Below are 26,022 nucleotides of genomic sequence, written 5' to 3' on the forward strand. Positions count from 1 at the left end.
TGCCATTCCCCTTTTTCTTGTTGGTTACCGTTTATTCTGTACGATATTCGGGTTTGCATCGATCTCGCTTTGCGGAATCGGGAGTGCTACCCGGGGATCGGAAGCGTTGATCACCTGTGCGTCGGTAGGTAATTGCGGCAAATGCCAACCGCCCTTGCGGATTACCGGAATATTGTTACGCATGTAATCAAAGAACGCATGTCCTTCGCCAACCAATTCTTTGCGGCGTTCTTTAAGGATTCTCTCTAGAGAAAGCTCGGAGTCGCTAACGGATTTATTGGGGTTGGCTCGGCTTACGATTTGATTCAGGTAGCCTAACGCCTCGCTACGTTTTCCTAGCTTGAAAGCCGCCTCGGCCGCATTTAAGTATATCTCGGACAGACGGATGATGCATAGGTCATTGTCTTGCGGATTGCCGGTCAATACATCTCCTGTTTTTCCGGGATACTTCGCCAGATATTTAGGATGTCCGGTCGAACCGGTTGGAAGGATATCCTCGTCCGGTTTTTGAGGTAAGCGGCATAAGGCATGGCGAACATCATCCGGGTCTTCACCCAGTAAATCCAAGAAATCTTTCGTCAAGACCAAATTGTTCCAATCTTTCACGTTATCGGCATATACCATGGGAGCGCCTTCTCCGCCACTACCGCCGGAAGGCTCGGTAAGCGTAAAGTAGAACTCGAACAGGGATTCGGAATTGAAGTCTTTTCCCCATACGGAGGTATACTCATCGTGCGTGAACAAGGTATAAAGACCTCCGTTATTGATTACTTCTTGAGCGTATTTAAGGGCGTTCTCGTTGTCGTTCATATATAAATAGATACGAGATAGAAGTGCTTTCACGCTCCATACATTTTGGTGACCGTCGGATTTGGTTGTAACAAGGTTGGGTAAGGCTTCGGTCAGGTCTTTGATCACTTGGTTGTAGCATTCGGCTACCGTGTTGCGAGACGGTTGGTGAGTCGGCAACTCCGTCTTGATCTCGATGGGCACACCCAAGGACGCCCCATTATCCAGTGTATAAGGCATGCCAAAGAGGCGGGTTAAATCGAATAAGGCTAAGCCACGCATAGCCAACGCCTCTGCTTTTATACGGGCGATTTCTTGCGTGTCGGAGGTTTGGACGTTACCGTTGTCTATTTTCTCGATTAAGCTGTTCGCTTGATGAATCACGATATAGGGTTGGTTCCATACTCTCGTGATATTAAAAGCGTCGTCGGCGGCTACGTTGAACAGATAGTACGGAGATACACGTCTGCCGGGACCTTTGTCAATACGAGCTTGTACGTCTTCGCCACGGCAGTCGGCATAATAGAGGTAGTTGTCTCCATAATAACTATGCTCGGATGCTATGCGATAGATTCCATTTAATGCGGTTTTAGCGTCTTCCAGTGACTGAATAGCGTTATCGCTGGTCACGGAAGTGGAGGGATCCAGATCCAGCCAATCTCCGGAGCAAGCCGTGAATAAGAAAGGAAGAGCGCTTACGATATATTTAATTGACCATTTCATTGTATTTCTTTTTTATCGAATGAATTGTTGTGTTTAGAAATTAACTTCCACGCCGAAGCTAAAGGTTCGCATGGGCGGTGTCTCACAGAATACCTCGCCGGATACGGGCACTTCCGGATCATATTGCTTCCATTTCGCCCAAGTCAGCAAGTTGCTGCCGGAGAAATAGACACGGACTTTATCCAGCAAGACTTTATCGGTCCAGTTATGAGGCAGGGTAAACCCGAACGTCAGGTTCTTTAACCGCAAGTGATCCGTACTATGTACGAAGCGAGAAGAACCACCGCTCACTTTGTCGGAGCGTCCCAATACGAAACGGGGAATGTCGGTGATATCACCGGGCTTTTGCCAACGGTCTAACTCATAGATGGGCAGGTTGCGGTTTCCTTCGCTGGCTCCGTCTGTCTCGATATACGTACCGGTCTTGTCGAAAGAATAGCCGCCCAATGAATAAGAGAGCGTAAAGGCCAAGTCGAACCATTTATAAGAAAGGATATTGGTAAGGCCTCCGGATATCTTCGGATCTACTTGTTTATAAGGAACCGCTTGCGCCTCATTGACATCTTGGGTCAAGGTGCGGTCTAGATTGCCATTCTCGTCTTCCGTATTTTTATAATACAGCGCATTTCCGCTCGAGGGATCTACCCCGGCGAATTCCTTTACATAGAATGTATTGAATGGCAATCCTATTTTCCGGATAAACCAACTACTTTCCACCACTTGATCGAGATTACCATCAAGGGCCACGATCTTATTCTTGTTATGTGTCAAGTTCAATACCGTAGTCCAATTAAAATCTGCGTTCGAGATATTCAAGGAACGAACCTCCAGCTCGACACCTTTATTGTTTAACTGCCCCAGATTACCCAGATAGTTCAGGAATCCGGTCGTGGCGCTGATCGGACGGTTGTAAAGCAAATCCTTGGTGTCACGATTGTAATACTCGAGCGTTACGAAGATGCGATCGATAAACGCGAGGTCTAGTCCGAGGTTCATATTATAGTTCTTCTCCCATTTTAGATTGGGATTGGCTTGTGTGCTTTCATACGAACCGGGGTTATCCATATAGTTCTTTCCGTAACTATATAAGCCCATATAACCGTAATAAGATCCCGGCTGATTACCGTTCACGCCATAAGAGGCACGGATCTTGACATCGCTCAACACCGGCTTTACGGCTTTCATGAAATCCTCGGCTCCCAGATGCCACATGCCTGAGACCGACCAGAAATTACCCCAGCGATGTTCCGGCGCCAATCGGGAACTACCATCCCGGCGGAAACTTCCGGCGATATAATACCGGTTGTCGTAATCGTAATTCAAGCGGGTTAGATAAGAAAGCAACCGATAATCCTGTGTAGAGGATACGAAACTGTTTATAACGGCGGCATTGTCCGGCTCGAATAATTGGTCGGACGGCATCTTGCTTTTCTCACCGGCGGCTTTATCCGTCTGGAAACTTTCCGCCTCATAAGCGGCTAGTACATCCAGATGATGTTTGTTGGCGAATGTCTTCACGTAGTTCAACGAGGTAGAAGAGATCAATTTCCCGTATTCGATAAAACCTTTGGACGATTGGGCATCGCTACCGCTCTTGGGACCCGCCCCGCTTAATGCGTTGAAATAGCGGGCATCCTTTTGGATGCTATAATCATAGCTGAGTACTTCCTTTAATTTAAGTCCTTTGATAATCTCTACCGCACCGTGCGCCGTACCGAAGATACGGGTCATACGAACCCGGTTATAGTCGGTACGCATATCCCGCAAAGGATTTACGTTCGTTCCGGGATAGGTATTGGCGTAGGAACCATCCTCGTTAAATACCGGGTAGGAGGGAGGAGTGGCTACCGCCATGCAATAGAAAGGATTGATACTGGATGTACGTTCCTCGTTCATCTCTTGATTCACTTGCGAGAACATGAGGTTCGCTCCGGCCTCGCCTCGTTTGCCGATCTTTTGTTGCACGTTAAAGCGTCCGGAGTACCGTTCCATCGATGAGTTCTCCACCAGACCCTCTTGTTTTTGATAACCCAAGGAGCTGTAGACCGTCGTGTTCTCGGAACCGCCGGAAATGGAAGCCTCATAATTTTGATGTACGGCCCGTCTCATCAACACGTCTTTCCAATCGGTATAGCCTAAAGCAGGAACAGAGGTGTATGCCCCGATATTGGCGTTGGCGTACTCTTCCGGAGTCTGGGTGAAAGATGCGGGATCTTTGGCGATCTGGTCTTGTGCGTAATTAACCAAGCCTTCATAAAGTAGTTCCCGGCGTTGCTCTCCGTTGAGGGTCGGGCGGAAGTCTACCGCTGCGTCCGAGAATCCGGCGCTAGCGTTCAACGTGACCCGGGTACGTCCTTTCGATCCTTGTTTGGTCGTGATCAAGATAACACCGTTGGCCGCACGGGAACCGTAAAGGGAGGCGGCGGCGGCATCCTTTATAACCGTGATATTCTCGATATCGGAAGGATTGATCGTACTCATGATGTTGGTCTTGGCATTGTTCATGTAGGAGGCCTCCGAACCGCTTCCGGTACTTAGGTTTCCCGAGGTGACGGGAACTCCGTCTATCACAAACAAAGGTTCGTTCGATGCGTTGAACGAGCCCATACCACGGATGCGGATGGATGCGTTCGCTCCCGGTTGCCCGGAGCTTCCCGTGATATTGACACCGGAGGTCATGCCTTGTAGTTTCTGTTCTATGGAAACCACCGGCATCTCTTTCAGCAGGTCAGCCCGTAAAGTGTTGGCGGAACCGGTAAAGGAAGAACGTGAGAAGTTACCGTAACCGGTTACCACGACCTCATCGAGGTTCATCGCCTCCGGTTGTAAAGCCACGTTTAAGATACCGTTTTTCGGGATAGGTACTTGGGTCTGCTTCATGCCGATGTAATCGACAATAATGAATTTGGCGTCAGGATCAACTTCCAGCGTGAAATGCCCGTCGAGATCGGTCTCCGCTCCCGACAGGCTCCCTTTTACGATAACGGTCGCTCCGATCAGAGGCTCCTTGTCCTCTTGGGAAATCACCGTTCCTTCGATCTGTCTTTTTTGGGCATACGCTACCCCGGGCAATAGAAGTAGACATAGGAATAGTATGCCCCATGTTTTTACATTTCTCATCTCTTTTTGTTTAAAACGTCTTATTAATACCTATACTAACTAAAGGATTATCTGAAAAAGGCGTGCCAGATGTGATAAATCCTGTAGGTTTCTTTATAATTGTTTTCTTATGAGATTATTACGAAAAGCTTTGAATACGGGTGTGGAGGTGGCATTGTGTAATATTTCCTCATTTGATGTGCAATTTTTCTACACTACTTGTTATCTTTGTGAAAGATGATTTAATAGGATTCGTTTATGGACACAAGAAAGATTGAGGATGTTCCTTTCGAGGAAGTACATGAGATACAAAGATATGGGACTTATTTCTCGGAGAAGAGTTTCTGGAAGAAGATAGAGCGGGTAGCGAAGAAAGTGGGGGCTACGGTATTGCGTCCTGTCTTCACGCTGTATTATATGTTGCAGGATGAAAAGGTGCCTCTTCAACATAAGGCTTATATAATCGGGGCTTTAGGGTACTTTATACTGCCTTTCGACTTGATCCCGGAGAGCGTGCTCCCCATTATCGGCTTCACGGACGATGTAGCGGTGATGACTTTCGTATTGAAAATGGTGAAGGATAGCATTACACCGGAGATCCGGAGAAAAGCGGATCAGAAAATACTGGATCTATTTCCTGATCCTGCTTGATAGGGCGTTATAGCAACGGGCGAATATCGGGAAGCTCCTCGCTTCCCTTTTTCATTTCCGGAAGGAGGATTAAGGGGATTTCCGGGAATTTGGCCTTTAGATACTCCAAGGTATTCGCCTCGATCAGCGGGTCGATGCTTGGATATTGGTTATAGACGATGGCTTTTACCTCGATGCCGTATCGTTCGCAGGCGTACAGGCTGAGCAAAGTATGATTGATACTTCCCAGCTTACCGGACGTGACTAGTATCAAGGGATACGCCTGTTCCTTTACATAATCGATCGTAAGGGATTCCATGTCGTTCGGCACCATCAGTCCTCCGGCTCCTTCCAGTAATACATACTCGTAGGTCTCTCGCAATCGCCGGGTGGATTGGGTGATCGTGTCTAAATCGATACGTCTTCCATCTTTCGCCGCCGCCATATGGGGAGAGCAAGGATAGGTGAAGATATAAGGACAAGTCAACCCTCGCGTGTCCTCGTCGGTAAAGGGTATCCCTTGGATTTGGCGGTGTGCCTCTATATCCTCTGATACGTGCTCGCATCCGGTCTGTATCATCTTTTGGGTGATCACTTTCTTTCCGGCTTTCGCCAATGCCTTGGCGATCATTCCGGTGGCTACGGTCTTTCCGACGTTCGTGTCTATGCCGGAGATAAATAATACATTTTCTTTCGTTTGATGGCTCATTGTTCTGTTGTTTAAATAGTTGCTTGATTAATCTTTTGTCTCTATGGATATTCCCCCTTGTCTCTAAGAGATTTATTCCTTTTCTTCTGTGCTATTGATCTTTTCACCCTTGTGAAAAGAACGTATCACCTAGGTGAAAAGATCGTTTCACCCTTGTGATACGATCATATCATATAGGTGAAAGGATCAATACTTCGGAAGAGGCGACCTACCTCACCTTTATCTTTTGACCACTAAGATATAGAGTGGACGGTAAGTTAATGTGACTCCACCATCCGCCGAGGGGAATCTCTCTTGATAATCCCGGCAGAAACGTTCCTGTTTTCCCCGTGTCCAGACGCAAGAGGCGTTGGCCGTGACACCCGTGTACTTTAGATGTCTTAGCACCTCCAGCGGGTGCCGGAAGGTCAAGGCGATATTTCCTTCCTCTTCATGGACGATCCGGAAGCCGGTGGATAACCACTCCCTTAATTGTCCGGCGGTAGGATAGGTGAGCCCTTCTCCGGTCAGTTCCTTGATCTCGTGAAGGTTGTCTGGCGTGAAGGTGTTGAAAGCCAGCATGCCTCCGGGCGATAGGGTGGACGATAGCTTATGGAGGAAATGCGGAAGGTCTTTCATCCATTGTAGGGCGGAGGCCGAGGCAATCAAGTCGAACGTGCCGGGAAAAGCCAGTCGCTCGGCATCACCGGCCAAGAATAGAGGAGGGGCGGAAGGAAACAACTCCTCGATGGCGCTTTGCCAAGTCTCGCAAAGATCGTTGAGTACCCATTCCTCGATTTGGCATTCTTGTTTTAATAAACGGGTGAATCCGCCGCTTCCGCAACCGATTTCCAGCACCCTGCGGAAATGAGAGGAGGTGTATACGGTCAATAGCTGTACCAGATGGGCGCATATCCGTTTCTGGGCTTCCGCGTGATCGTCGTATGTATTCACCGCTTGGCTGAAACGCCGGCGGATCCGTTCTTGTTCGATTACTTCCATAATTCGTTCCATGATTGATAGTGGTAAAAAGGAAGATGAGGCGCCTTGATCTCTTGGATGGGGCAACGGCCTTGCCAGTAGTTCCGGAGGTTGGTTGCCGGGAATATCTTATCTTCGGTGGACAGGATGGCTTGATCCCAGAAGGCGGATATCCGCGGATCGGCTGATTCGAGCTTTTCCGGGAGGATCTGATTATATAGAGATTCCAGTTCCTCCTTGATCTCTTCCAGCGGACGTGGTGAGAGTTCCGAATAGCGATTGAATGTCTCCTTGTCTCCGCACATCCTGCGGTTAAAGCGACGCATGCCTTCCTCGCTGATATGATGGAGGGTTCCCTCGAAGATTGCGGTCGGGATGCCTAGCGTATCGTGCATGGGAAAAGGGGTACCGTTCAGGGCGGTCGCCGTGGTAAAGGATCGGTGGCCTGCCCAGAGCCGGGTGGCTACCCATACGCCTAAAGACCAAGCGACCAGATGCACCTCCTTATAGGGGGCGAACGTCTCTTCGAACCCGAGCGTCCTGTAATCGTAGGCAATCCATAGGTCTGTCTGCTCCGGTACTTCCAGATGGCGGAAAAGCTCCGGCGAGGTGGACCAGCCGGCGAGACAGAGGATCAGACTAGGGGATCGCTTATTTATTATCTTATCTATATACATACTATCAATTCAATTTATATACATACTATCTATCCAGTTCTCTATCCGGGGGGGTAGAGACGGGGCGTGTCCCGGTGGGAGACGAGGTACGCCCCGTCTCTACAATCAGTTGATGCATATTTTTTATCGTGAGGTTTGCCGTAAGGGAGAAGCGGATACGGGAGGTACCTTTGGGCACTGTCGGCGGGCGAACCGGGAGACAGTAGAAGCCTTTTCGTTGTAGCTCTTCCGCTTTCCGTACGCAATCCTCGCTCTCTCCCACGATGAAAGGGATGATGTGGCTTTGGCTGATCTCGCCACCTTTGCTCGTTAAAGCTTCCGCTAACAATCGGCTATACGCTAGAAGATTCTCCCGTTCCTTCGTGAACGAGGGGAGTTGCTCCCAGATGAAGGAAGTCCATGCGATTTGGAACGGTGGCAGGGCCGTACTGAATATGAGCGGTCGCATCGTATTGACCAGATATTCCCGTATCGTATGGGAACAAACCAAATAGGCCCCCATAGATGCTAACGCCTTGCCGAAAGTACCGACCAATAGATCGATCTCTTGGATACAGCCTTGTTCCTCGGCGATACCTAGCCCCGTCTTTCCACGGGCTCCGATGGCATGAGCCTCGTCTACGTACAATAGGATATTGGGATATTGCCTTTTGATAGCTATCAGGCGGTTTAAATCCGCTACATCCCCGTCCATGCTGAAAATGCTTTCGGTCAAGATGATGATCGTCTCGTATTGACAGGCGTTCTTTTGTACGAGGCGTTCCAGTTGGTCATAGTCGTTGTGGCGGTAACGGAGGAATGGGGAGCCACTCAACAAGATGCCATCGATGATGCTGGCGTGCACCAGCTTGTCGGCGAGTAATAAGGTCTGTTTATCGGTTAAGGCCGGGAGGATTCCGGTGTTGGCATGATAGCCGCTATTGAAGATCAATGCGGCTTCCCGGTCGAAGGAGCGGGCGATCTGTTTCTCCAGTTTCGTATATACGGAGAAATTACCCGTTAGCAAGCGGGATGATGAGGAGGAGTAGGGATAGAAGCGGTCTTGTGTGGATGCTTGAAACTCCTCTTGTAAATCCTGCCGGCTGGCTAATCCAAGATAATCGTTGGAAGAGAGATTCAGCATACGCATTCCCTCTTTTAATATCCATATTCCTTGATGCTCGACTTCCGGTAGGTGCCTAAGATTCCCGGAGGCTCGTAAAGCCGTAAGTTGCTCGTTATATGATTTCATATATCTATATATTACCCGGTTGTAGATATGTTAATTATGCGTTAATACTCTCAATAATCCGGAGGTTAGTCTGGATAGTTCATACGTGGAGATAACGAAAGGAGGCATGAGATAAACCAGCCGTCCGAATGGACGTACCCATATCCCTTCCTCTACGAATCGACGTTGCAATACCGCCATATCCACCGGATGCTTCATCTCGATCACCCCGATCGCCCCCAATACCCGTACCTCAGCGACTTCAGGCAGCTTGGCGGCTGGCGCTAACTCCGCCCGCAATTGTTCCTCTATAAGCTTCACTTTCTCCTGCCAATGACTGGCGATCAATAAAGAGATCGAGGCCGAAGCGATAGCGCATGCCAAGGGATTTCCCATAAACGTAGGTCCATGCATAAAGCATCCCGCCTCGCCGGAACAGATCGTGTCGGCTATCGGCTTTGTCGTGATCGTGGCGGAAAGCGTAAGATAACCTCCCGTCAATGCCTTTCCGATACACATGATATCGGGTTCGACTCCCGCATGTTCCCATGCGAACAACTTTCCGGTACGCCCGAAGCCAGTCGCTATCTCGTCGAATATCAATAAGACGTTATACCGGTCGCAAAGTTCCCGGGCACGAACGAGGAAAGTGGGGGAGTAGAAATACATGCCTCCTGCCCCCTGTACGACCGGTTCCAAGATCAAGGCGGCGATCTCGTCGGCATGCCGCTCTAGTAAATCCCGCAAGGGAGCCATGGCCTCCTCTCTCCATTCCTCGCCGAATCGGACCGAAGGTTGAGGTATGAAGTATTGGATGGGTAGGCTTCCGGAGAAGATCCCATGCATACCTGTCACCGGATCGCATACCGACATGGCGTGCCAAGTATCCCCGTGATAACCGCTACGGATCGTGGCGAAGGTATGTTTTCCCGGTATGCCTTTGGACTGCCAGTATTGGATCGCCATCTTTAAGGCTACCTCCACGGCGACCGAGCCGCTATCCGCTAGGAATATCTTTTCTAGGGAAGGGGGCAATAGCGGTAGTAATTTAGCGGCCAACTCGACAGCCGGCTCGTGCGTGAATCCCCCGAACATGATATGGCTCATCTTATCCAGTTGGGTTTTAGCCGCCGCGTTAAGTACCGGATGGTTGTATCCGTGGACTGCCGCCCACCAAGAAGACATTCCGTCTATTAGCTCCCTGCCGTCCGCAAGGGTTATCGTTACGCCCTCCGCTTTGGATACCGGATAGACGGGAAGTGGATCGATGGTCGAGGTGTAGGGATGCCATAGATGATCCCGGTCGTATTGTAAAAGTTCGGTTGTTGTCATTTTTCCCAATCGGTGTTTTCGGTGAGTGAATAGCCTTCGGAGGTAAATAAGACTTTGTCTTCCTCTACCTTGCTTCCGATAGTCGTTAATAAGTCTCCGATGATCGCGGAGTTAATCCCTATATATAGGGATTTCCGTTGCGTGGCCTCGCTTAATTGTGCCCGTCCGCCGGAGAAACGGAGAAATGCGTTCGGATTGATCAAGCGGAAAAGGGCGATCGTTGTTAGCCATTCCTCTTCTTCTAGGATCTGTGTATTCTCCATAGGAGTTCCCGGTATCGGCTGTAATAAATTGAGAGGGATGGATAAGATACCTTCTTTTTGTAAGAAACAAGCCATCTCGATTCGCTCCTCCATCGTCTCGCCCATGCCGATAATACCACCGCAGCAGATGCGGAAACCGATTTCCCGGGCGGTATGGATGGTTTCCATCTTCTGCTCGATCGTATGCGTGGAACAAAGTTGACGGAAATAGGAAGGGGCGGTCTCGATATTGCAGTGATAATTCTCCACTCCGCTATCGTAAAGCGATTGGAGTTGGGAGCGGGTTAGCAATCCCATGGAGGCACAGCATTTAATATCGCTTTGCCGCTTGATTTGCCGGATCGTACCGGTGATCTGTTCCAATTCTTTATCCGATACTCGCTTACCGCTAGTCACCAAGGCAAAACGCCGGATGCCCTGTTTCCGGTTATATACCGCATGATAGACACATTCCTTGGCCGGAAGCAAAGGATATAAGTTTACGAGGGTCTTGTAATGTCCCGATTGTGCGCACCATTTACAATCCTCGCTGCAATTACCGCTTTTGGCGTTGATGATGGAACAAGTGTCGAACTTATTCCCCATAAAATGGCGGGTGATTTGGTGGGCGGCCTCGTAAAGCGCCTCTTTGTCCGGGTGATTCGCCAAGCTTAAAGCCTGTTCCTCAGTAATCTTCCCACCCTCTAGGATGTACTGCTTTGCTTCTTCTATTGTCATTTTCTCTCATTTAATAATTCCACGTATATATACCCAGTTGTAGAGACGGGGCGTGCCCCGTCTCTACAACCAGATGGAAATAAGAAAGGCGGGAAGTATCCGAAAGAATACTTCCCGCCTTTACTATATTATATAATGTATAGTGAGCTACACGATGAGCCGGATGAGCGATCTCATTTGATACCAATACCGGGAGTAATGCCGTAAACAGTCCATGCGATACCGCGAGGCTCCGTTTGTTCTCCTCGGTATTCTCCCTCTCCTCGTCATCCTCTTCGAAAAATCCGTCCGTGAACGTACCGATACCGGTATGTAAAGACTGGTTCTTTTTCTCGAAGCGATCGGCTACGGAAAAGGATAATTGTCCGATCGTAACAGCCCTCTGTACACTGATGAAAGCCGCATACGCCTTCCGGCTCCATCTTCTGAAACGGAGTGCCTGCGAACGATATGTATACGACTTTCTCATCCTCTAATTTTCAATTGTCAAGCCACTTTATCCAGTTTCTTCATGATAGAGAACATGAACAACGCGGACAGTAAACAAAGAACGATCAACACGCTCCATACCATCCATAACTGCATGCCTCCCCACAAATAGCCGATGATAGCGACCAGATAGTTACCGATAGCCGTAGCCACGAACCACCCACCCATCATCATACCTTTGTATTTAGGAGGAGCCACTTTGGATACGAAAGAGATACCCATCGGAGAAAGCAATAATTCGGCGAAGGTCAATACCAGATAAGTCGAGATCAACCAGTTCGGAGAAACCAATACCTGCAATTTGCTATCTGCCGCTAAAGCGTCCGGTGTAGGCAAGCCCATAGAACCGATCGCTAAGATCAAGAAACCGCAAGCGGCGATCATCATACCCAATCCGATCTTACGAGGAGCGGACGGCTCTTTCTTCTTATTAGCCAGGTAACCAAAGAGCGCCAATGATACCGGAGTCAATACAACCACGAAGAACGGGTTAAATTGCTGGAAGGTCTGCGGAAGGATCGTTACGGTTTCCGGCATAGCCATATATTTGATACCTAGAGCGGCTAATGCGGCCACGGTCACGATGCCGGCGATCGTTTTGCCTTTGCTCGTTGTGGATTGTGCGATAGCGAATCCTCCATACACGGCGATAACCAATAATGTTAAGTTAATCACATCAAAGCCGATACGATCCAGTCCGGTCACTTGGTTGGCCGTATAGTCGCGAGCGAAGAACGTCATTGTCAGACCATTTTGATGGAAAGCCATCCAGAAGAACAATACCACGGCGAATACCAGCAGCAAGGCGGTGATACGTTGTTTCGTCTCGGCGGGTGACAATTCCTCTTGCGGAGCGTGGGAAGCCTGTGCTTGTTTGGTATTGACATCCGCATGCTTAAAGGTAGAGCGGAATCCCATATAGATAGCCATCGATATGATCAATGAGATACAAGCTACGCCGAATCCATAGTTGTATGCCTCGGACAACTTCTCGATATACGTGGAACAGAACGTAGCCATATCGCCAGTGAAACCTTGTGCGCTTTGCAGAGCGGCGAGTGCCTCTTTGTTCTCTGCGGAGATGGTTCCGTTTAAGAATTGGTGAGCGAGTGCCGGAATTTGTGACTCGTAGAAAAGGTTATACTTACCCAACATCCAGTCTGTCATTTTAGTGGCAGCCGTAGGTGCGTACATGGCACCGATATTGATCGCCATATAAAACAAACTAAAGGCTTGGTCACGTTTACTTCTATATTCCGGGGCATCATAAAGATTACCTACCATCACTTGTAAGTTACCTTTAAATAATCCGGTACCGCAAGCGATTAGCGCTAGCGAGCCGAACATCATGATTTTTCCCGAGGCGGCATCTGTTGGGATGGCTAATAAAAGATAACCGACAAACATGATGATGATACCCGAGGTAACCATCTTTCCATAACCGAACTTATCGGCCATCATACCGCCAATCAATGGCATAAAATACACGAACGCTAAGAAGCTAGCGAAAATCGTTGATGTCTCAGCGGCCGTATAGCCGAATTTCGCTTGCAAGAATAATGTGAAAATCGCAAGCATCGTGTAATAACCGAAGCGTTCGCCCGTGTTTGCGAGTGCTAGGGCATAGAGACCTTTAGGTTGTCCTTGTAACATGTGTTTTAGATAATATTAGTTTATACTTATTGAATAATTTGCTTTATGGCGCCGGTTTCCGGATAGAAAAGAACCTTGACAGGGGCTTTCTTATCCTCAAACATAACAGGGGCTAATCCTTCCCGTGTTCCGAATTGAGTGATTTGGGCCTCTCCTTTGTAGAGTGTTTTTTTGTTCATTAGTATTTCTATGCTGGCTTTTCCCGGAACATTGTAGACGATTCCTTTCAATGATTTGTCTTTCTTCTCGGCTTCCTTGGCATCAAGGATCGGAGCTCTTTCTGTCGCTTTCAAGTTCATATAGACAGGGGTACCGCCCAAATCGTCAGCGTCTACGATACCTAGCTGCTTGGAGAAACGGAACAATACTTCTTTGTCTAGGTTGTCGTGAGGGATAATGCTTACCTCATAATGCTCGGTTTCTTTGGTCAAGATTCCGGTGAATAGGTTTGTTAATGCTTTTTCTTGCTCCTCCAATTGCTGGATCACCAGTTTCATGGCTTCACCATCGGGGGGTAAATTATCCGCCTCGCCGGTCAAGATGTTCAAACGGCTTTCCCGGATACGGTAAATTTGTTTAGCGGCCACCTCCGCTTGTTTGGCGGTGGAGCCTGCCATTAGTAATTCCTCCGAGAAAACGGAAGCGTCTGTCACTTTTTGCTGAGGACCTTTATTTTTCTTTACAGCATCTAGCTCGGATTCAACAGGCGTATATTCTGCGTTTATCGAGCATAATAATCCATCTTCGGTAAGATAAGCGTAAGGGGCGACCGTACCTTGCTTGAATTCTACGATATAGGTATTATCCGCATCGGGTAATCCCCGGTTGATCAGACTGATTTTTCCGAGATCGAAATAAACCTTGTCTTCCGTGACTGCATCCTTTACGCCTAGATACTTCTCTGCATATTGGTAGTAAGGCCCGGCTTTACAAGTTACTTTCGTCACTTCGGCGTCTACGACTAGCGAGGTCTTGGGCAACGAGTAGGTGATTCCGAAATTATTTGCTTTTACGGCGTTCTTTTTTACCACCTTGGTTTGTGCCATAAGCGGCATTCCGAGGAGTAAACTAGCTATAATGATTATATTCTTCATATCCCAGTTTATTTTAATTCTGTAATATTATTGCGCAAAACTAGGAAATATTTTGCTTAAAACCAATTGGAAGCATTCTTATTGCATGAAAATCCCGGACAACGTTAAGAATTTCTAGATTCGTATTGTTCGGGATTCTGAGGATGTCCGGGGAGAAAGCTTAAAATAGCACGTCTATATAGATCGGCAGGTGATCGGACGACTGGATATCGATCACTTGGTCGTTGATAATCCTAAATTCATGCTTTAGGTCGCCGAAGATATAATCTAAACGCAAGCGGGGATGATCCGAGGGGTAGGTCTCTAACGTAGGGTCGGATAAGAGCCTCCACGTTTGTTTCATCGCCTTGAATTCTTTAGAGTCTGGCTCCATGTTGAAGTCTCCGGTGATCAGGATTGGTTTGTTTTCTCTTTTCATCGTCTCATTGATGAGTCGTATAGAGGCCAGGCGAGAGTCTGGGTCGAGCGAGAAATGTGTGTTACACAAGGTATAGTTCGGATATTCGAGACAAAGGAAGGTACGTGGCTCTTCCTTTCCCGGCAGGGGTATGTATTGGTAGCTGCGAGGTTTCTTGCGGGAGAGTGCGGCGATTCCGTATAATCCCTTAGAACGTTCTGTGGCGGGTGCGAAGATTGGATACATGCCGGTCAACCGTGCCAATTCTGCATATTGGTTGATCCATCCAGAGCGTTCGCATACACTGTCCACCTCTTGTAGCCCGACATAGTCCGGCTGGACCTTGTTGATCACTTCAGCGATTCGCTTCAAATTGGTCTGTTGGTCCATACCGATCCCGATGCGGATGTTGTAGCTCATGATTCTTAACGATTGTCGTGTCTTGCATAGGCCACTTCCCAAATTTAGGAGGGCGATGGTTAGGAGAAATAAGATTCGTTTCATGGATTTCTAAGGTATTTCGTGAATAGAAACCCCCGCAGACAACAAGAAAGGACTGTCTGCGGGGGGCTACAGTTATAAAAATTGAAGATTAATAATTATCGTTCTGTGTTAATGCGCCTCCTACATAGTCGATCTCGCTTTGTGGAATCGGGTAGGGGTATGTCTTATCGGTGACGAGTGTCCCGGCACCGGAATACTTGCCCTCATCAGTCTTGCCGAATTTCTGCATCGTAGATACGAAGGTGCCCCAGCGAATTAAGTCGTAGAAGCGTAATCCCTCGCCTGCAAGTTCGATACGGCGTTCGTGGCGAACGGCGGCACGCAGATCATCGGAAGCTTTCACTTTATACTTAGCGTTGAAAGTATCCTCGGTCACTCGATCGCTCTCCTTGAGATTGAACTTACGGTATTTTGCGTAGCTATCTGTCAAGGAGGTTGTCACGAAGGCACGGTAACGTACTTGGTTGATCAGGTCGGCCGCCAGTTGTTTGTCGCCACCCGTCTCGATCAGGCACTCAGCGTACATCAGCAATACATCGGCATAGCGGATGTGATAGTGGGTCCAATCCGTGTTCAATAAATCGTTTAGTGGCCGTCTGGAGAAGTCTGGATACTGCTTGCGGCTGTGTTGCTGTGGGAAATTGTCGTAGCCGGAATAGTCGTGTACCTCTTCGGAACCATCGTTCTTGACGAATATATCGCCGGATGACAATACCGTGTGTACCAAGCGTGGATCGCCTACCTCATATTCGTCTACCAAATCCTTCGTCGGACACTCGCCGCCCCATCCGCCGGCAATACCGCGACCGACATTCATTTGTGGACAAACGCTACCGCCAGTGTAGCTAGGAATGTAAGAGCGCAGGGTGATGAAGACGGACTCTTTTGACATATAGCCCTCTGTAGCGCTATTGAATAGCTTCTCGTAGTCATCTACTAATTCATAGCTTCCGGATTCGACAACTGCCTTCAGGTCTTTCAGAGCCTCTCCGTAGTTGCCGTAGAACATCAATACCCTAGCACGGAAAGCCATGGCGGCCTCTTTGGTGATTCGCCCAATCTCGCTGGTCGGAAGGCTTTTTGCATTAGGTAGATTAGGTTCGGCAATTGCGGTGTTCAGGTCTTTCAGGATAAAGTTCATGACCTCCTCCTTGCTGGATTTCGTGATCGTACTTTTGTCGACGACTTCCATGGGCTTGTCAATTAGTGGAATATTCTGGAAGATTGTAGCTAGGTCGTAGTAATAGAACGCACGCATGAATTGAGCCTCTGCGATCCATCGCTGTTTGGTTTCTGTGCTGACCAAGCCTCCGGCATCATCGATCAATTCTGATTCAGGTGTGATTAGCGACAGGAATACGTTGCAGGCTGAGATCGCTGTTTGGTAGCGATGAGTCCAAAGGTCGGACAAGACTTGATTAGTCGCCATTGGTGTTCCGCGGGCGATTTCCGTGATACGAACGCGGTCTCCTGCATCAGAGCCGCCTTTGGAGCAGTCATCACTCAATTGATCTCCCAAGACAAATTTCATGTCCTGATAGTTCCAGCTATCCTGTAAGGGCTGATAGCAATTGACCAAAAGTTTGTAGCCGGCATCCTTGGTACTCAGATAAGTTACCTCATCCAATGTTCCCAATGGCGGGCGGTCTAGAAAGTCGCTGTTACAGCTTGTCGTAAGGGCACCGACGCATGCGATCGATACAAGTAATTTCCCTATGTTAACTATAGATTTCATAATAATTCATTTTAAGATTATAATTTCAAACTAAGACCGAACATGAATGTACGCGGTTGCGGATAGAATCCCATATCACAGCCTTTGTAAAGAGGCGAGTTATTGATCTCTCCGATCTCAGGATCTAGTCCGGAATAACCGGTGATCGTGAATAAGTTCTGTGCGGCAACAAAGAAACGAAGGTTGTTGATCGTGATCTTCTTAGTCCATTCGGACGGAAGCGTATAACCGATTGTCAGGTTCTTCAAGCGAACATAAGAACCGTTTTCCACATACCAATCGGACATCTCCAAGTTCATGCGGCTATCCGCATCGATTGCGAAGTTCTCGTTTGTACTACCTGGTCCGTTCCAGTAGGTTGTTAATATATCCTTCGGAGCATTGTACCAACCGGTACCTGAATAGATGTCATATTTCAATATGTTTAAGATGTCGTTGCCGACTGATCCTTGGAAGAAGGCGGAAATGTCGAATCCTTTCCATTCTGCGCCTAAGGTCAAACCAAAGGTGAAGTCTGGATGAGGATTTCCTGTCATCGTGCGGTCTTCGTCGTCTAGTTTACCATCTTTGTTCAAATCTTGGAACTTTAAGTCGCCCGGCTTTGCGTTTGGCATTACCATTTGACCGTTGTTCTTGTAGTTGTCGATCTCTTCTTGGGTCTGGAAGACACCATCGGTTTTATATCCGTAGAAATAACCGATCGGTTGTCCTGGCTCTGTCATCGTATAGGAGAAGTATCCTAGATGGATGCCTTTACCCGGAATATTCGCTCCACTGCCTAGGCTTTTTACCTTATTTTTATAGGTGGATACGTTTCCGTTGATATGATATTGGAAGTCGTTCCCGATCTTACCGTCGTATCCTAGTGTTACTTCAAAACCTTTATTGCTTACGCTACCGGCATTCATCCACGGCGTGTTGGGGAATCCTAGTGAACTGGGCACGGGTACTTGCACCAACATATCACTTGTCTGACGGTCAAAGTAGTCGAAGGTTGCTCTCAAGGAACCTTGGAAAAAGGCCAAATCCAATCCGAAGTCCAGTTGGCGAGTAGTCTCCCATTTCAGATCCGGATTACCCACCTGCGTACGTCCGGCATACAAGTTCGTCTGATACGGATTACCGAAGAGGTAGTAGCTACCATTTCCGAATGTATTCATATAGGCTCCGGAGGAGATAGTCTGGTTACCGATCTCACCCCAAGCTGCTCTTAACTTACCTTGTGACAGCCACTCAAGGTTATTCATGAAGCTCTCTTCCGAGAAATTCCAACCGGCGGATACGGAGGGGAAGCAACCCCAGCGATTACCATCCGCAAATTTAGAGGATCCATCCCAACGGATATTGGCTGTGATCATATAACGGTTGTCAAAGGAATAAAATACACGTCCGAAATAAGAATTCAGCGTACTTGTGGCGTAGTAGCCTGATGCGGCGGGATTCATGGTACCGGCGTTGATGATCTGCTGGTTCGGGTTGTTGTTGACCTGTCCTTCTTTATAGGCGTAGATCTCTTCGTAGCGTTCTTTCTCCGCGGAGGTACCGACCATGGCTGTTACCGCATGTTTGTCGAATTTTTGATTGTAAGTTAGGTAATTGTCGAATACCCAGTAATCTTTATTCGCTACGCTCCGACTGGCGCCCGCATAAGTGGAGTACTCATCTCCATCCAGATAGTAAGAAGGACGGAAAGAGTCGCTTTGGTTACGGACTAAGTCAAGAGCGATACTGGATTTGAAGGTCAAGAAGGGTAACAACTTGACTTCGCCGGAGATATTACTTTTCGTGGCGATCCCGTGCCATTGATTTAATGCGGAGCGGTCTACCTGTCCAACCGTGTTCGGTTTGTTTGAGTAAATTACGCCTGTATAGCGAGACCAAGGATTGGTCGGCTCATAACCACCCATAATCCGGTTTTGCAAGAAATCTGGGATATCCACTAGGTTGTCGCGATATACCGGAGTGATTGGGTCTGCCGCAAGGGTACTGAACACGGTTGCTGTGTAAGAGTTATTCTCATCTAGGTTGCGCCTGGATTCGTACGTGACGTTCACATTTGCGGAGAGGTTCAACCACTTGGTTACCTCAGAGTCTACGTTCAACCGACCGGAGAGGCGTTCATAGTCGGAACCTTTCAAGATTCCTTGTTGATCCATATAGCCGAAGCTAGCACGGTATCTGAGTTTCTTCATACCTCCGGAGAAAGCTAGGTTGTAATTCTGACTGATAGCTTCCTTGGGTTTACGGGTGCTCTCTTTCCACCAATCCGTACCGGATCGTCCTCCGTTTTTCCCTAGGAAAGTAAGGATCTGCTCTCGCTTCTCTGATGTGGCGAAATCATCGATCAAGGCTTTCCCGGATGCGGCGTAAGCCCGGTTCTTATATTCCATGAAACCTTCGGCGTCTAGCATGTCATACGTTTTCACTACATCTTGGAAACCAATGTTCATATCAAACTCGATGTTGCTTCGGTAACTCTCGCCGGAAGCTCCTCGCTTTGTGGATACTAGGATCACACCGTTGGCAGCACGGGCACCATAGATCGCTTGTGCGGAAGCGTCTTTCAATACCTCTATGCTCTCGATATCACGGGCATTTAACCAACCGATATCACCTTGAGGTAGACCATCTACTACATACAACGGATCATTATTATTGATAGTACCGACACCACGGATACGGACATTACCGAGTGAACCTGGGCTACCGGAACTAGATGTTATGGTTACACCGGCTGCTTTTCCTTGCAAGGCGTCGGCGGCGCTGCGAAGCGGTAGGTTCGAGATCTCGTCTCCTTTTACTTGAGAAACAGCTCCGGTTAAATCTCTTTTCTTGAAGGAACCGTAACCAACAACTACTACCTCATCCAACTTTTGAGTGTCTTCCGCTAAAGTGACGTTGAGGTTGCTTTTATTGCCTACGTTGATACTTTGTTGGAGATAGCCGATGTACGAGAATTCAACGGTAGCATTGGAGGGAACATTCTCTAGAATGTAGTTTCCGTCCATATCGGTCATAGATCCGATTGTAGTACCTTTCACTACAACGTTTACTCCGATCAGAGGCTCCCCATCTTGTCCTACTACTTGTCCGGTTAGCCGTTTGCGATTTTGGTTGGTGGATGGCAACTCCGTATCTTTCATGGTCTTGTTGGTAAGTACTACGTGATTCTTGACGATCTTATACGTAATATCCGTACCTCTAAAGACATTGTTTAATACTTGTTCTATGGATTCTTCATGGATATTGACATCAACCCGTTTATTCAAATTGATTTGATTGTCATTATAAAAGAATTTATATTCACTTTGGTCTTCAATCGCCTTAAAAACTTCAGTGATAGTTCCTTTTGTGATATTTAAGGATATAATTTGTGCTGATGCCGCTACTGTGTACGGCTGGAAAAAGGTTAAGCACAAACCTAAAAATAATGATTTTTTCAGGGTTCTGTAATTAGTTCTACCGGAACCATTGACATTCCCCGATATGAAATATCAGAGATGGATAAACAAGAGGCTGTGGAAGATAATGATCCTTATTCGATACTTAGTATTTTTGAAATAGAACGAATCACGGAAAATACGATAGAGGAATTACCGGATCAATGTAAATCCATTTTTAAATTGAGTCGTATAAGTGGACTCAAGAACCAAGAGATCGCAGATAAATTGGATATCTCCGTCCGTACAGTGGAAACACAGATATATAGAGCCCTTAAGATTTTGAAAAGTAGATTGAAAGATTATCTGGTTTCTTGAAAAAATATAATACAAAAATCTATCAATCTTGTAAGTAGCACATCGTTTTGAAGTGTCATACATATAGAATCGAGAAAAAACAATGAAAGAATATATAAAAAATATAATTGCGGAAAGTCTCAAAGACGAAGTAGATGTTGATAGGGAGTGGGAGCGTTTGTTTTCATCCATAGAGAAAAAAACTATTTCCAAAATGAAAACAAGAAGGCTATTCCTTCAATACATGAAATATGCCGCTGCCGTGGTTTTGGGCATAGGTATTTCACTATCAACGTTGTATCTTACGAATCAAGAGAACTTATCGACAGTTGGAAATTATAAATTAGTAACGAGCAAAGGAGAGAAGAGCTATTTGCAATTACCGGATGGTACGAAGGTTTGGCTTAACTCTTGTACAACTCTAGAATATGCGGAGAACTACGGCCATTCCAATCGTAGCATTTATTTGGATGGAGAAGCTTATTTTGAAGTCGCAAAGAATAAAGACTTACCATTTGTTGTAAAGGCAAACGGTATCGATGTGAAAGCGATTGGTACGGCCTTTAATGTTTCCGCTTATATGGAAGACTCGCAACTAACCACAACCTTGTTCAATGGCAAGGTCGCTGTACAACCTACGTTGACTAAACAAGAGGTCTTACTTGAGCCTAACCAAGTGGCGGTTTATGATAAAAGTAGAAATAAGATAGAAGTAGTGCCTTACGATAAGAAACTATTCGCTCAATGGAGAGGAGGTTTCTTGTCTTTTGAAATGATGTATCTGCAAGATATAACAAAGTTGTTGGAAAGGAACTATAACGTTGTATTTCGTTATGAAAATCAAGGGATAAAAAAATTAAGGTTTAGCGGAAGTTTCCGTAACAACGAAGATTTATCGGAGATTCTCAATGTGATAAAGACGAATACGGGCATTCGCTATCAAATACTGAAAGATACTATAGTAATCAAATAATAAATCATTGAATTATTAATCTTAAAAACAGTCTTGCTTATGAGAAATGGATGATTTTTAGTGTAATACGGATAAAAACGTAACATTGTTAGATCTTATTATTAATCTTAAATTTATTAATTATGGCTAATCAGATAGGGAGTTCCGGTAGAACGAAGGTAATTAAGGCATTCGTTCTGTATAGCCCTGTATAAATAAGCGTTTAAAGACGTGTGAATATCGATGTTCTCACGCTTTTCCCAGAAGCGGAGGAAGACGTTTTGTAAGATGTCTTTTGCGTCTTCCGGGTCGGGGATAAATTTTCGGCAATGTATATAAAGTTGGAGATAAACAGACTTGAACAGGGTATTAAAGGCGGCTATATCTCCTTGTTTGATCAATTCGATTATTTTGTTGTCAGATGCCATTTTATTCCCGTGTATTATTAGAAAGGTGGAGCGTATAGGCAAGGAGAACATTCCTTGGGCCTATACGCTTACTGCCTGTCAATTAATGCTAACCCTATTATAAGATTTCGTTTGCGGTTTTATTGAAATATTGGATACATTCTTTAATATCCGGTACTGAGTTTTCCCAGTTGTATTCATACTCGATAGAGAATACTCCCTTGAAATTCTGGGATTTGAGTTCTTTCAACATTCCCTTTACATCTAGGATGCCTGTGCCCCAGATCACGTCGTGCTGCTCATTCTCTCCTGCTTTTTTCGGGGCGATATCCTTGAAATGCAAAGAGATGATTCGACCTTTGAGTTGCTTTAAGCAATCAATCTGGTTTAGCCCCTCCCGACGCCAATGCCCCACATCTGAACAAGAACCTAGCAAGTGGCTGCGTCCGGAAATGGCTTTCAACAAGTTCTCCGGTTTCCAATACTCGGAAGGCTGCGGGTGATTATGGACGGAGATCTTAATGTTGTATTGCTTGGACAATTTTTCTACCAGGTCCCAATCGCTTAAAGCCGGTTCGCAAGTAATGAACTCTAGGTCCATCGCTTTCGCGAATTTGAACATTTTTTCCCAATCGGACGACTTTTCGGCTACATACACCCCGGTTCCTACGATCTTGATACCTTTGGATGCCGCAAGCTCCTTGATCTCTTTCTGAGTTTGTGCATCGAGGTTAAAATCGAATACTTTATCTCCCCATTTACCACCGAGCTTATGGCCGGGATAAATCTCGATGTATTTCAATCCCAGTTCTTGTGTCTTATCGAGAGCTTCCGTCAAAGGGAACAGGTGGAAACTATAGGATTGCATCCCTAGACGCCATCCGTTCTTCTCGGCCTTCGTTTGCGCTTCGGTTGGAATAGCCAATAGGCAGCAAACGATCGCTATCATTATTTTATAGATATGTCTTATCATATTCGGTTGTTATTAAAAGGTTTATCTTGGCATATTCGGCAAAGAGAAACCGTTGTTGTACGTATGCTTGATCCATTCGTTGGCCATCTCCGCAGCGTTAAACTCGGCGAAGCGACGGTCGAAACGCGGATCTCCGTCAATTACCTTGAAATCATCCACCGTGACGATCTTGATCTTATCGTTCGGGGAGATGTTCGTAAACCGCATATTCTCTCCATCCCATTGCAACTCACGATGCAAACCTTGCAGTCCGGAGAGGCGAACGGCCAAGACTCCCATCACGACCATCTCGTTGAACGGACCGGAGAACTGGAAGTTGGATGAGGCTTCCGTACGATTTTCCGGGGATTCCTTACATGCACGGATCCAGTCTTGCTCATGGGCGTTGGTAGACCATATGTCTCCATTGCCGCCTTTCACTCTCGGGATCGTCGGTTTGGGCTGGTTGAAATGTTCCATGTCGGAAACCGGTAATAAGGTCGGGTTCATTCCGTAACAGCCTGTCATGATCTTTCCTTTCGTTCCGATGAAGATGATACCGCCGTTCTCGTCGCCCATCATCTGCCCGTCTTTCAATTCTTCCGGACGGGGAGGCATCAAGCCACCATCGTACCAATAGACTTTTACTTCCGGCATCTTGACATTTCCTTTGGGCGGACGTGCGGGGAATGTATACGTTACGATCTGTGCGTGAGGAGGGGAGTACAGATTACTCAAAGTCGAGCTGCCGATTACGCTGGTCGGATATTTTAAGTCGAGTGCCCAATACAACGGGTCCATGATATGGCAAGCCATATCGCCCAAGGCCCCGGTTCCGAAGTCCCACCATCCACGCCAGTTCCAAGGGGTATAGACCGGATTATAAGGCCGCTTTTGAGCCGGGCCGATCCATAAATCCCAATCCAGTGTCTTCGGGCACTTCGGGGTATCGTTCGGCTTCATCAAGCCTTGGGGCCAGATGGGGCGGTCTGTCCAACAATGTACCTCATATACATCGCCGATTACGCCAGACTGTATCCACTCCGCGATCTGCCGGCACCAGTCGAATGAGTTACCTTGGTTACCCATTTGGGTGGCTACCTTATATTTCTTCGCCAGTTTGGTAAGCAAACGCGATTCGTAAACGGAGTGGGTAAGCGGTTTTTGCGTATAGCAATGCTTGCCTAGCGTGATTGCGTGGGCGGTCACGCCGGCATGTGTATGGTCTGGGGTGGCTACCATAATCGCGTCGATGGACTTACCCATCTCATCGAACATGACACGCCAGTCTTTAAAGCGTTTAGCCTTCGGATAGTCCTTGAAGGTCTTGTCCGCATAGTGCCAATCTACATCGCATAAAGCTACGATATTCTCCGTGTTCATGTTGGCGAGGTTACGACGTCCCATACCGCCGACACCGATACCCGCGATATTCAGTTTGTCACTAGGAGCTGTATAGCCAAAAGATTTACCGAGCACGGAACCCGGAACGATCGTTAGTCCGGCTGCCGCTACGGCTCCGGTCTTGAGGAAACTTCTTCTCGAAATGTTTTTCATAACTATTAAATTTTAAGAAAACGATATACTATAATGTTTGTAAATGAAGGTTGCGCCAAAGAACCTTGATGCCGCCACCATCATGTATTTGTAACGCGATACGCCCTTGACCGGCTCCGATCTTTTCATCCCGGATGTTTACCATCTCCTCTCCGTTGAGCCAAGTCTGTACATTATCTCCTTGTACCCGGATACGCATCGTGTTCCACTCTCCTTGTTTTAGGATGTTCTCCTTCTCGTCCGGGATCTGTATCAACCATCCTCGTCCGTAGGATTCGTAGATACCGCCCGTGTCAAAGCCTTTGGGGGCGACTTCCACTTGCCAGCCGTTTACCTTTACATCTTTTTCTTCTACAAAGGAACGAATAAATATGCCAGAATTACCATCCGCTTCCTGTTTAAATTCCACGGTAAGGTCAAAATCGTCGTAATATTCCCGGGTGGCTAGATAGCCGTATTGTTTATCCGGGCCACTTTCGCATACTAATAAACCATCTTTTACATACCATAATTCTGTGCCGTATTTATCCCAGTTCGTAATGTCCTCGCCGTTGAATAAACGAGCCTCTCGTGTCTTGTGGGGAAGTTCCTTGATCTTGATATTACGGAACCATGCGGGATAACCGTGGTCTTGCAAACAAATCAAGCCTTTATGCGCTAATCCGTATTCGGGAGCGTTCGCCCATTTACCGCTGTTCTTACGGGAGAACCAATCATCAGACCATGCATCGAACTCTACGGTTTTGTGCCCGTTCATAAAGTAGGTGACATGTCCGTTGTCAAAAATAATCTTAGAGTTGTTCCATTCGCCGGCCGGATGTACTTTTATCGTGTTGAAGTCCGGTAAATACATCGCGTAATCCACTCCGCAACGTTGCCAATCTTCCAATGGCTCCGCGAAATTGATATCATCAATCAATTGATACTCGGGGCCGGTAACGTAGGGAACCGGGAATTGAGGACGTTCTACCACATGGTATAATAAACCGCTATTTCCTCCTTTCGAGATTTTCCAGTCCCACGAAAGCTCAAAATTCTCATAAGCCTTGTCGGTGACGATGTATCCGCTGGCATCGCTACCTTGCCCGTCCGCTTGGATGGTTCCGTTTACAACTTCCCAAGGTCCGGTCAAGGCGGTTCCGTTATAATCCCGCCAGCCATCCAAGGTTTCCCCATCGAATAGAAGTTCCCAACCTTCCGCTTTCTCTTGTTCGGTCAATGTGTTATGCTTCGTGTTATCACAGGCGATTAAACCGAAAGCAGCTGTCATTACGAACGATACGATTGTTATTTTCATGTACGTATAGCTTTATTGTTAATACAAATTTGTCGGTGTTTTATATATGAGACAACTCTGGGGCAAGGGATACGTAAGCTCTTTTTCCTTTTTTATTTATTTTAACGGAAGTGTATGGCAATCGGTCATTTATTAGTCG

The 26,022-nt window shown here is 47.0% G+C and carries 21 protein-coding genes; 3 read left to right on the top strand and 18 right to left on the bottom strand.

Translation table 11 applies throughout. The features are described from left to right. Positions 1-24: 24 nt before the first annotated feature. Both DWY79_RS03300 and DWY79_RS03305 read right to left on the bottom strand, forming a co-directional pair. Positions 25-1,512 carry a RagB/SusD family nutrient uptake outer membrane protein gene (locus tag DWY79_RS03300; protein WP_122368846.1) on the bottom strand — a complete coding sequence of 496 codons (1,488 nt, stop codon included), beginning with the start codon at positions 1,510-1,512 and terminating at the stop codon, positions 25-27. Between the two features lie 33 nt (positions 1,513-1,545). Next, positions 1,546-4,632: a TonB-dependent receptor gene (locus tag DWY79_RS03305; protein ID WP_122368847.1), complete on the bottom strand. Its 3,087-nt coding sequence runs from the start codon at positions 4,630-4,632 to the stop codon at positions 1,546-1,548. Between the two features lie 237 nt (positions 4,633-4,869). Between DWY79_RS03305 and DWY79_RS03310 the strand changes: the two genes are divergently transcribed. After that, entirely contained in the window at positions 4,870-5,262 is a 393-nt protein-coding gene (locus DWY79_RS03310) for a YkvA family protein (RefSeq protein ID WP_005854762.1), read from the top strand. Between the two features lie 7 nt (positions 5,263-5,269). On the opposite strand, the gene bioD is transcribed toward DWY79_RS03310, so the two are convergent. The 12 genes from bioD to DWY79_RS03370 all read right to left on the bottom strand — a co-directional run bounded on the left by bioD (position 5,270) and on the right by DWY79_RS03370 (position 20,400). Then, a complete protein-coding gene (gene bioD / locus DWY79_RS03315) occupies positions 5,270-5,950 on the bottom strand; it encodes a dethiobiotin synthase (RefSeq protein WP_005864849.1) in 681 nt (226 codons plus the stop codon). A 219-nt stretch (positions 5,951-6,169) separates the two neighbouring features. Beyond that, entirely contained in the window at positions 6,170-6,931 is a 762-nt protein-coding gene (gene bioC / locus DWY79_RS03320; RefSeq protein ID WP_122368848.1) for a malonyl-ACP O-methyltransferase BioC, read from the bottom strand. Further along, positions 6,922-7,587: a DUF452 family protein gene (locus DWY79_RS03325; protein ID WP_005864854.1), complete on the bottom strand. Its 666-nt coding sequence runs from the start codon at positions 7,585-7,587 to the stop codon at positions 6,922-6,924. The genes bioC and DWY79_RS03325 overlap by 10 nt, the downstream gene beginning before the upstream one ends. 25 nt (positions 7,588-7,612) lie before the next feature. Then, the gene (locus DWY79_RS03330; protein WP_005864856.1) at positions 7,613-8,818 is read right to left on the bottom strand and encodes an 8-amino-7-oxononanoate synthase; all 1,206 of its coding nucleotides are present in this window, start codon (positions 8,816-8,818) and stop codon (positions 7,613-7,615) included. Positions 8,819-8,848: 30 nt separating this feature from the next. Continuing rightward, entirely contained in the window at positions 8,849-10,129 is a 1,281-nt protein-coding gene (bioA, locus tag DWY79_RS03335; protein WP_122368849.1) for an adenosylmethionine--8-amino-7-oxononanoate transaminase, read from the bottom strand. Then, positions 10,126-11,109, bottom strand: coding sequence for a biotin synthase BioB (gene bioB / locus DWY79_RS03340; protein WP_122368850.1), 984 nt, complete (start codon positions 11,107-11,109; stop codon positions 10,126-10,128). The genes bioA and bioB overlap by 4 nt, the downstream gene beginning before the upstream one ends. 10 nt (positions 11,110-11,119) lie before the next feature. Beyond that, positions 11,120-11,578: a hypothetical protein gene (locus DWY79_RS03345; RefSeq protein WP_122368851.1), complete on the bottom strand. Its 459-nt coding sequence runs from the start codon at positions 11,576-11,578 to the stop codon at positions 11,120-11,122. A gap of 17 nt (positions 11,579-11,595) precedes the next feature. Further along, a complete protein-coding gene (locus tag DWY79_RS03350) occupies positions 11,596-13,251 on the bottom strand; it encodes a peptide MFS transporter (protein WP_005864865.1) in 1,656 nt (551 codons plus the stop codon). A 26-nt stretch (positions 13,252-13,277) separates the two neighbouring features. Beyond that, positions 13,278-14,345, bottom strand: coding sequence for a DUF4831 family protein (locus tag DWY79_RS03355; protein WP_008773393.1), 1,068 nt, complete (start codon positions 14,343-14,345; stop codon positions 13,278-13,280). Between the two features lie 160 nt (positions 14,346-14,505). Further along, positions 14,506-15,162 (bottom strand): endonuclease/exonuclease/phosphatase family protein, encoded by a 657-nt coding sequence (locus DWY79_RS03360; protein ID WP_233563938.1) that lies wholly within the window; start codon positions 15,160-15,162, stop codon positions 14,506-14,508. A 172-nt stretch (positions 15,163-15,334) separates the two neighbouring features. After that, complete coding sequence (locus tag DWY79_RS03365; protein ID WP_122368852.1) at positions 15,335-16,981, bottom strand: RagB/SusD family nutrient uptake outer membrane protein; 1,647 nt, start codon at positions 16,979-16,981, stop codon at positions 15,335-15,337. 17 nt (positions 16,982-16,998) lie between these two features. After that, complete coding sequence (locus tag DWY79_RS03370) at positions 16,999-20,400, bottom strand: TonB-dependent receptor (protein ID WP_034531963.1); 3,402 nt, start codon at positions 20,398-20,400, stop codon at positions 16,999-17,001. Positions 20,401-20,481: 81 nt separating this feature from the next. Here DWY79_RS03370 and DWY79_RS03375 point away from each other — a divergent pair, with 81 nt between their 5' ends. Both DWY79_RS03375 and DWY79_RS03380 read left to right on the top strand, forming a co-directional pair. Continuing rightward, complete coding sequence (locus DWY79_RS03375; protein WP_008773389.1) at positions 20,482-20,739, top strand: sigma-70 family RNA polymerase sigma factor; 258 nt, start codon at positions 20,482-20,484, stop codon at positions 20,737-20,739. Positions 20,740-20,821: 82 nt separating this feature from the next. Next, on the top strand, positions 20,822-21,691 hold the full coding sequence (locus DWY79_RS03380) for a FecR family protein (RefSeq protein ID WP_122368853.1): 870 nt from the start codon (positions 20,822-20,824) through the stop codon (positions 21,689-21,691). Between the two features lie 116 nt (positions 21,692-21,807). Here DWY79_RS03380 and DWY79_RS03385 read toward each other — a convergent pair whose 3' ends face one another. The 4 genes from DWY79_RS03385 to DWY79_RS03400 all read right to left on the bottom strand — a co-directional run bounded on the left by DWY79_RS03385 (position 21,808) and on the right by DWY79_RS03400 (position 25,883). Then, positions 21,808-22,098, bottom strand: a complete 291-nt coding sequence (locus DWY79_RS03385; RefSeq protein ID WP_008778163.1) for an RNA polymerase sigma factor — start codon at positions 22,096-22,098, stop codon at positions 21,808-21,810. Positions 22,099-22,195: 97 nt separating this feature from the next. Then, positions 22,196-23,050 (bottom strand): sugar phosphate isomerase/epimerase, encoded by an 855-nt coding sequence (locus tag DWY79_RS03390; protein ID WP_036612947.1) that lies wholly within the window; start codon positions 23,048-23,050, stop codon positions 22,196-22,198. 21 nt (positions 23,051-23,071) lie between these two features. After that, complete coding sequence (locus tag DWY79_RS03395; protein ID WP_122368854.1) at positions 23,072-24,586, bottom strand: Gfo/Idh/MocA family oxidoreductase; 1,515 nt, start codon at positions 24,584-24,586, stop codon at positions 23,072-23,074. Between the two features lie 28 nt (positions 24,587-24,614). Next, positions 24,615-25,883 (bottom strand): DUF1080 domain-containing protein, encoded by a 1,269-nt coding sequence (locus DWY79_RS03400; protein WP_122368855.1) that lies wholly within the window; start codon positions 25,881-25,883, stop codon positions 24,615-24,617. Between the last annotated feature and the right edge of the window lie 139 nt (positions 25,884-26,022).

It is taken from the genome of Parabacteroides sp. AF27-14, from assembly GCF_003635425.1.
Classification (GTDB): Bacteria; Bacteroidota; Bacteroidia; order Bacteroidales; family Tannerellaceae; genus Parabacteroides; species Parabacteroides distasonis.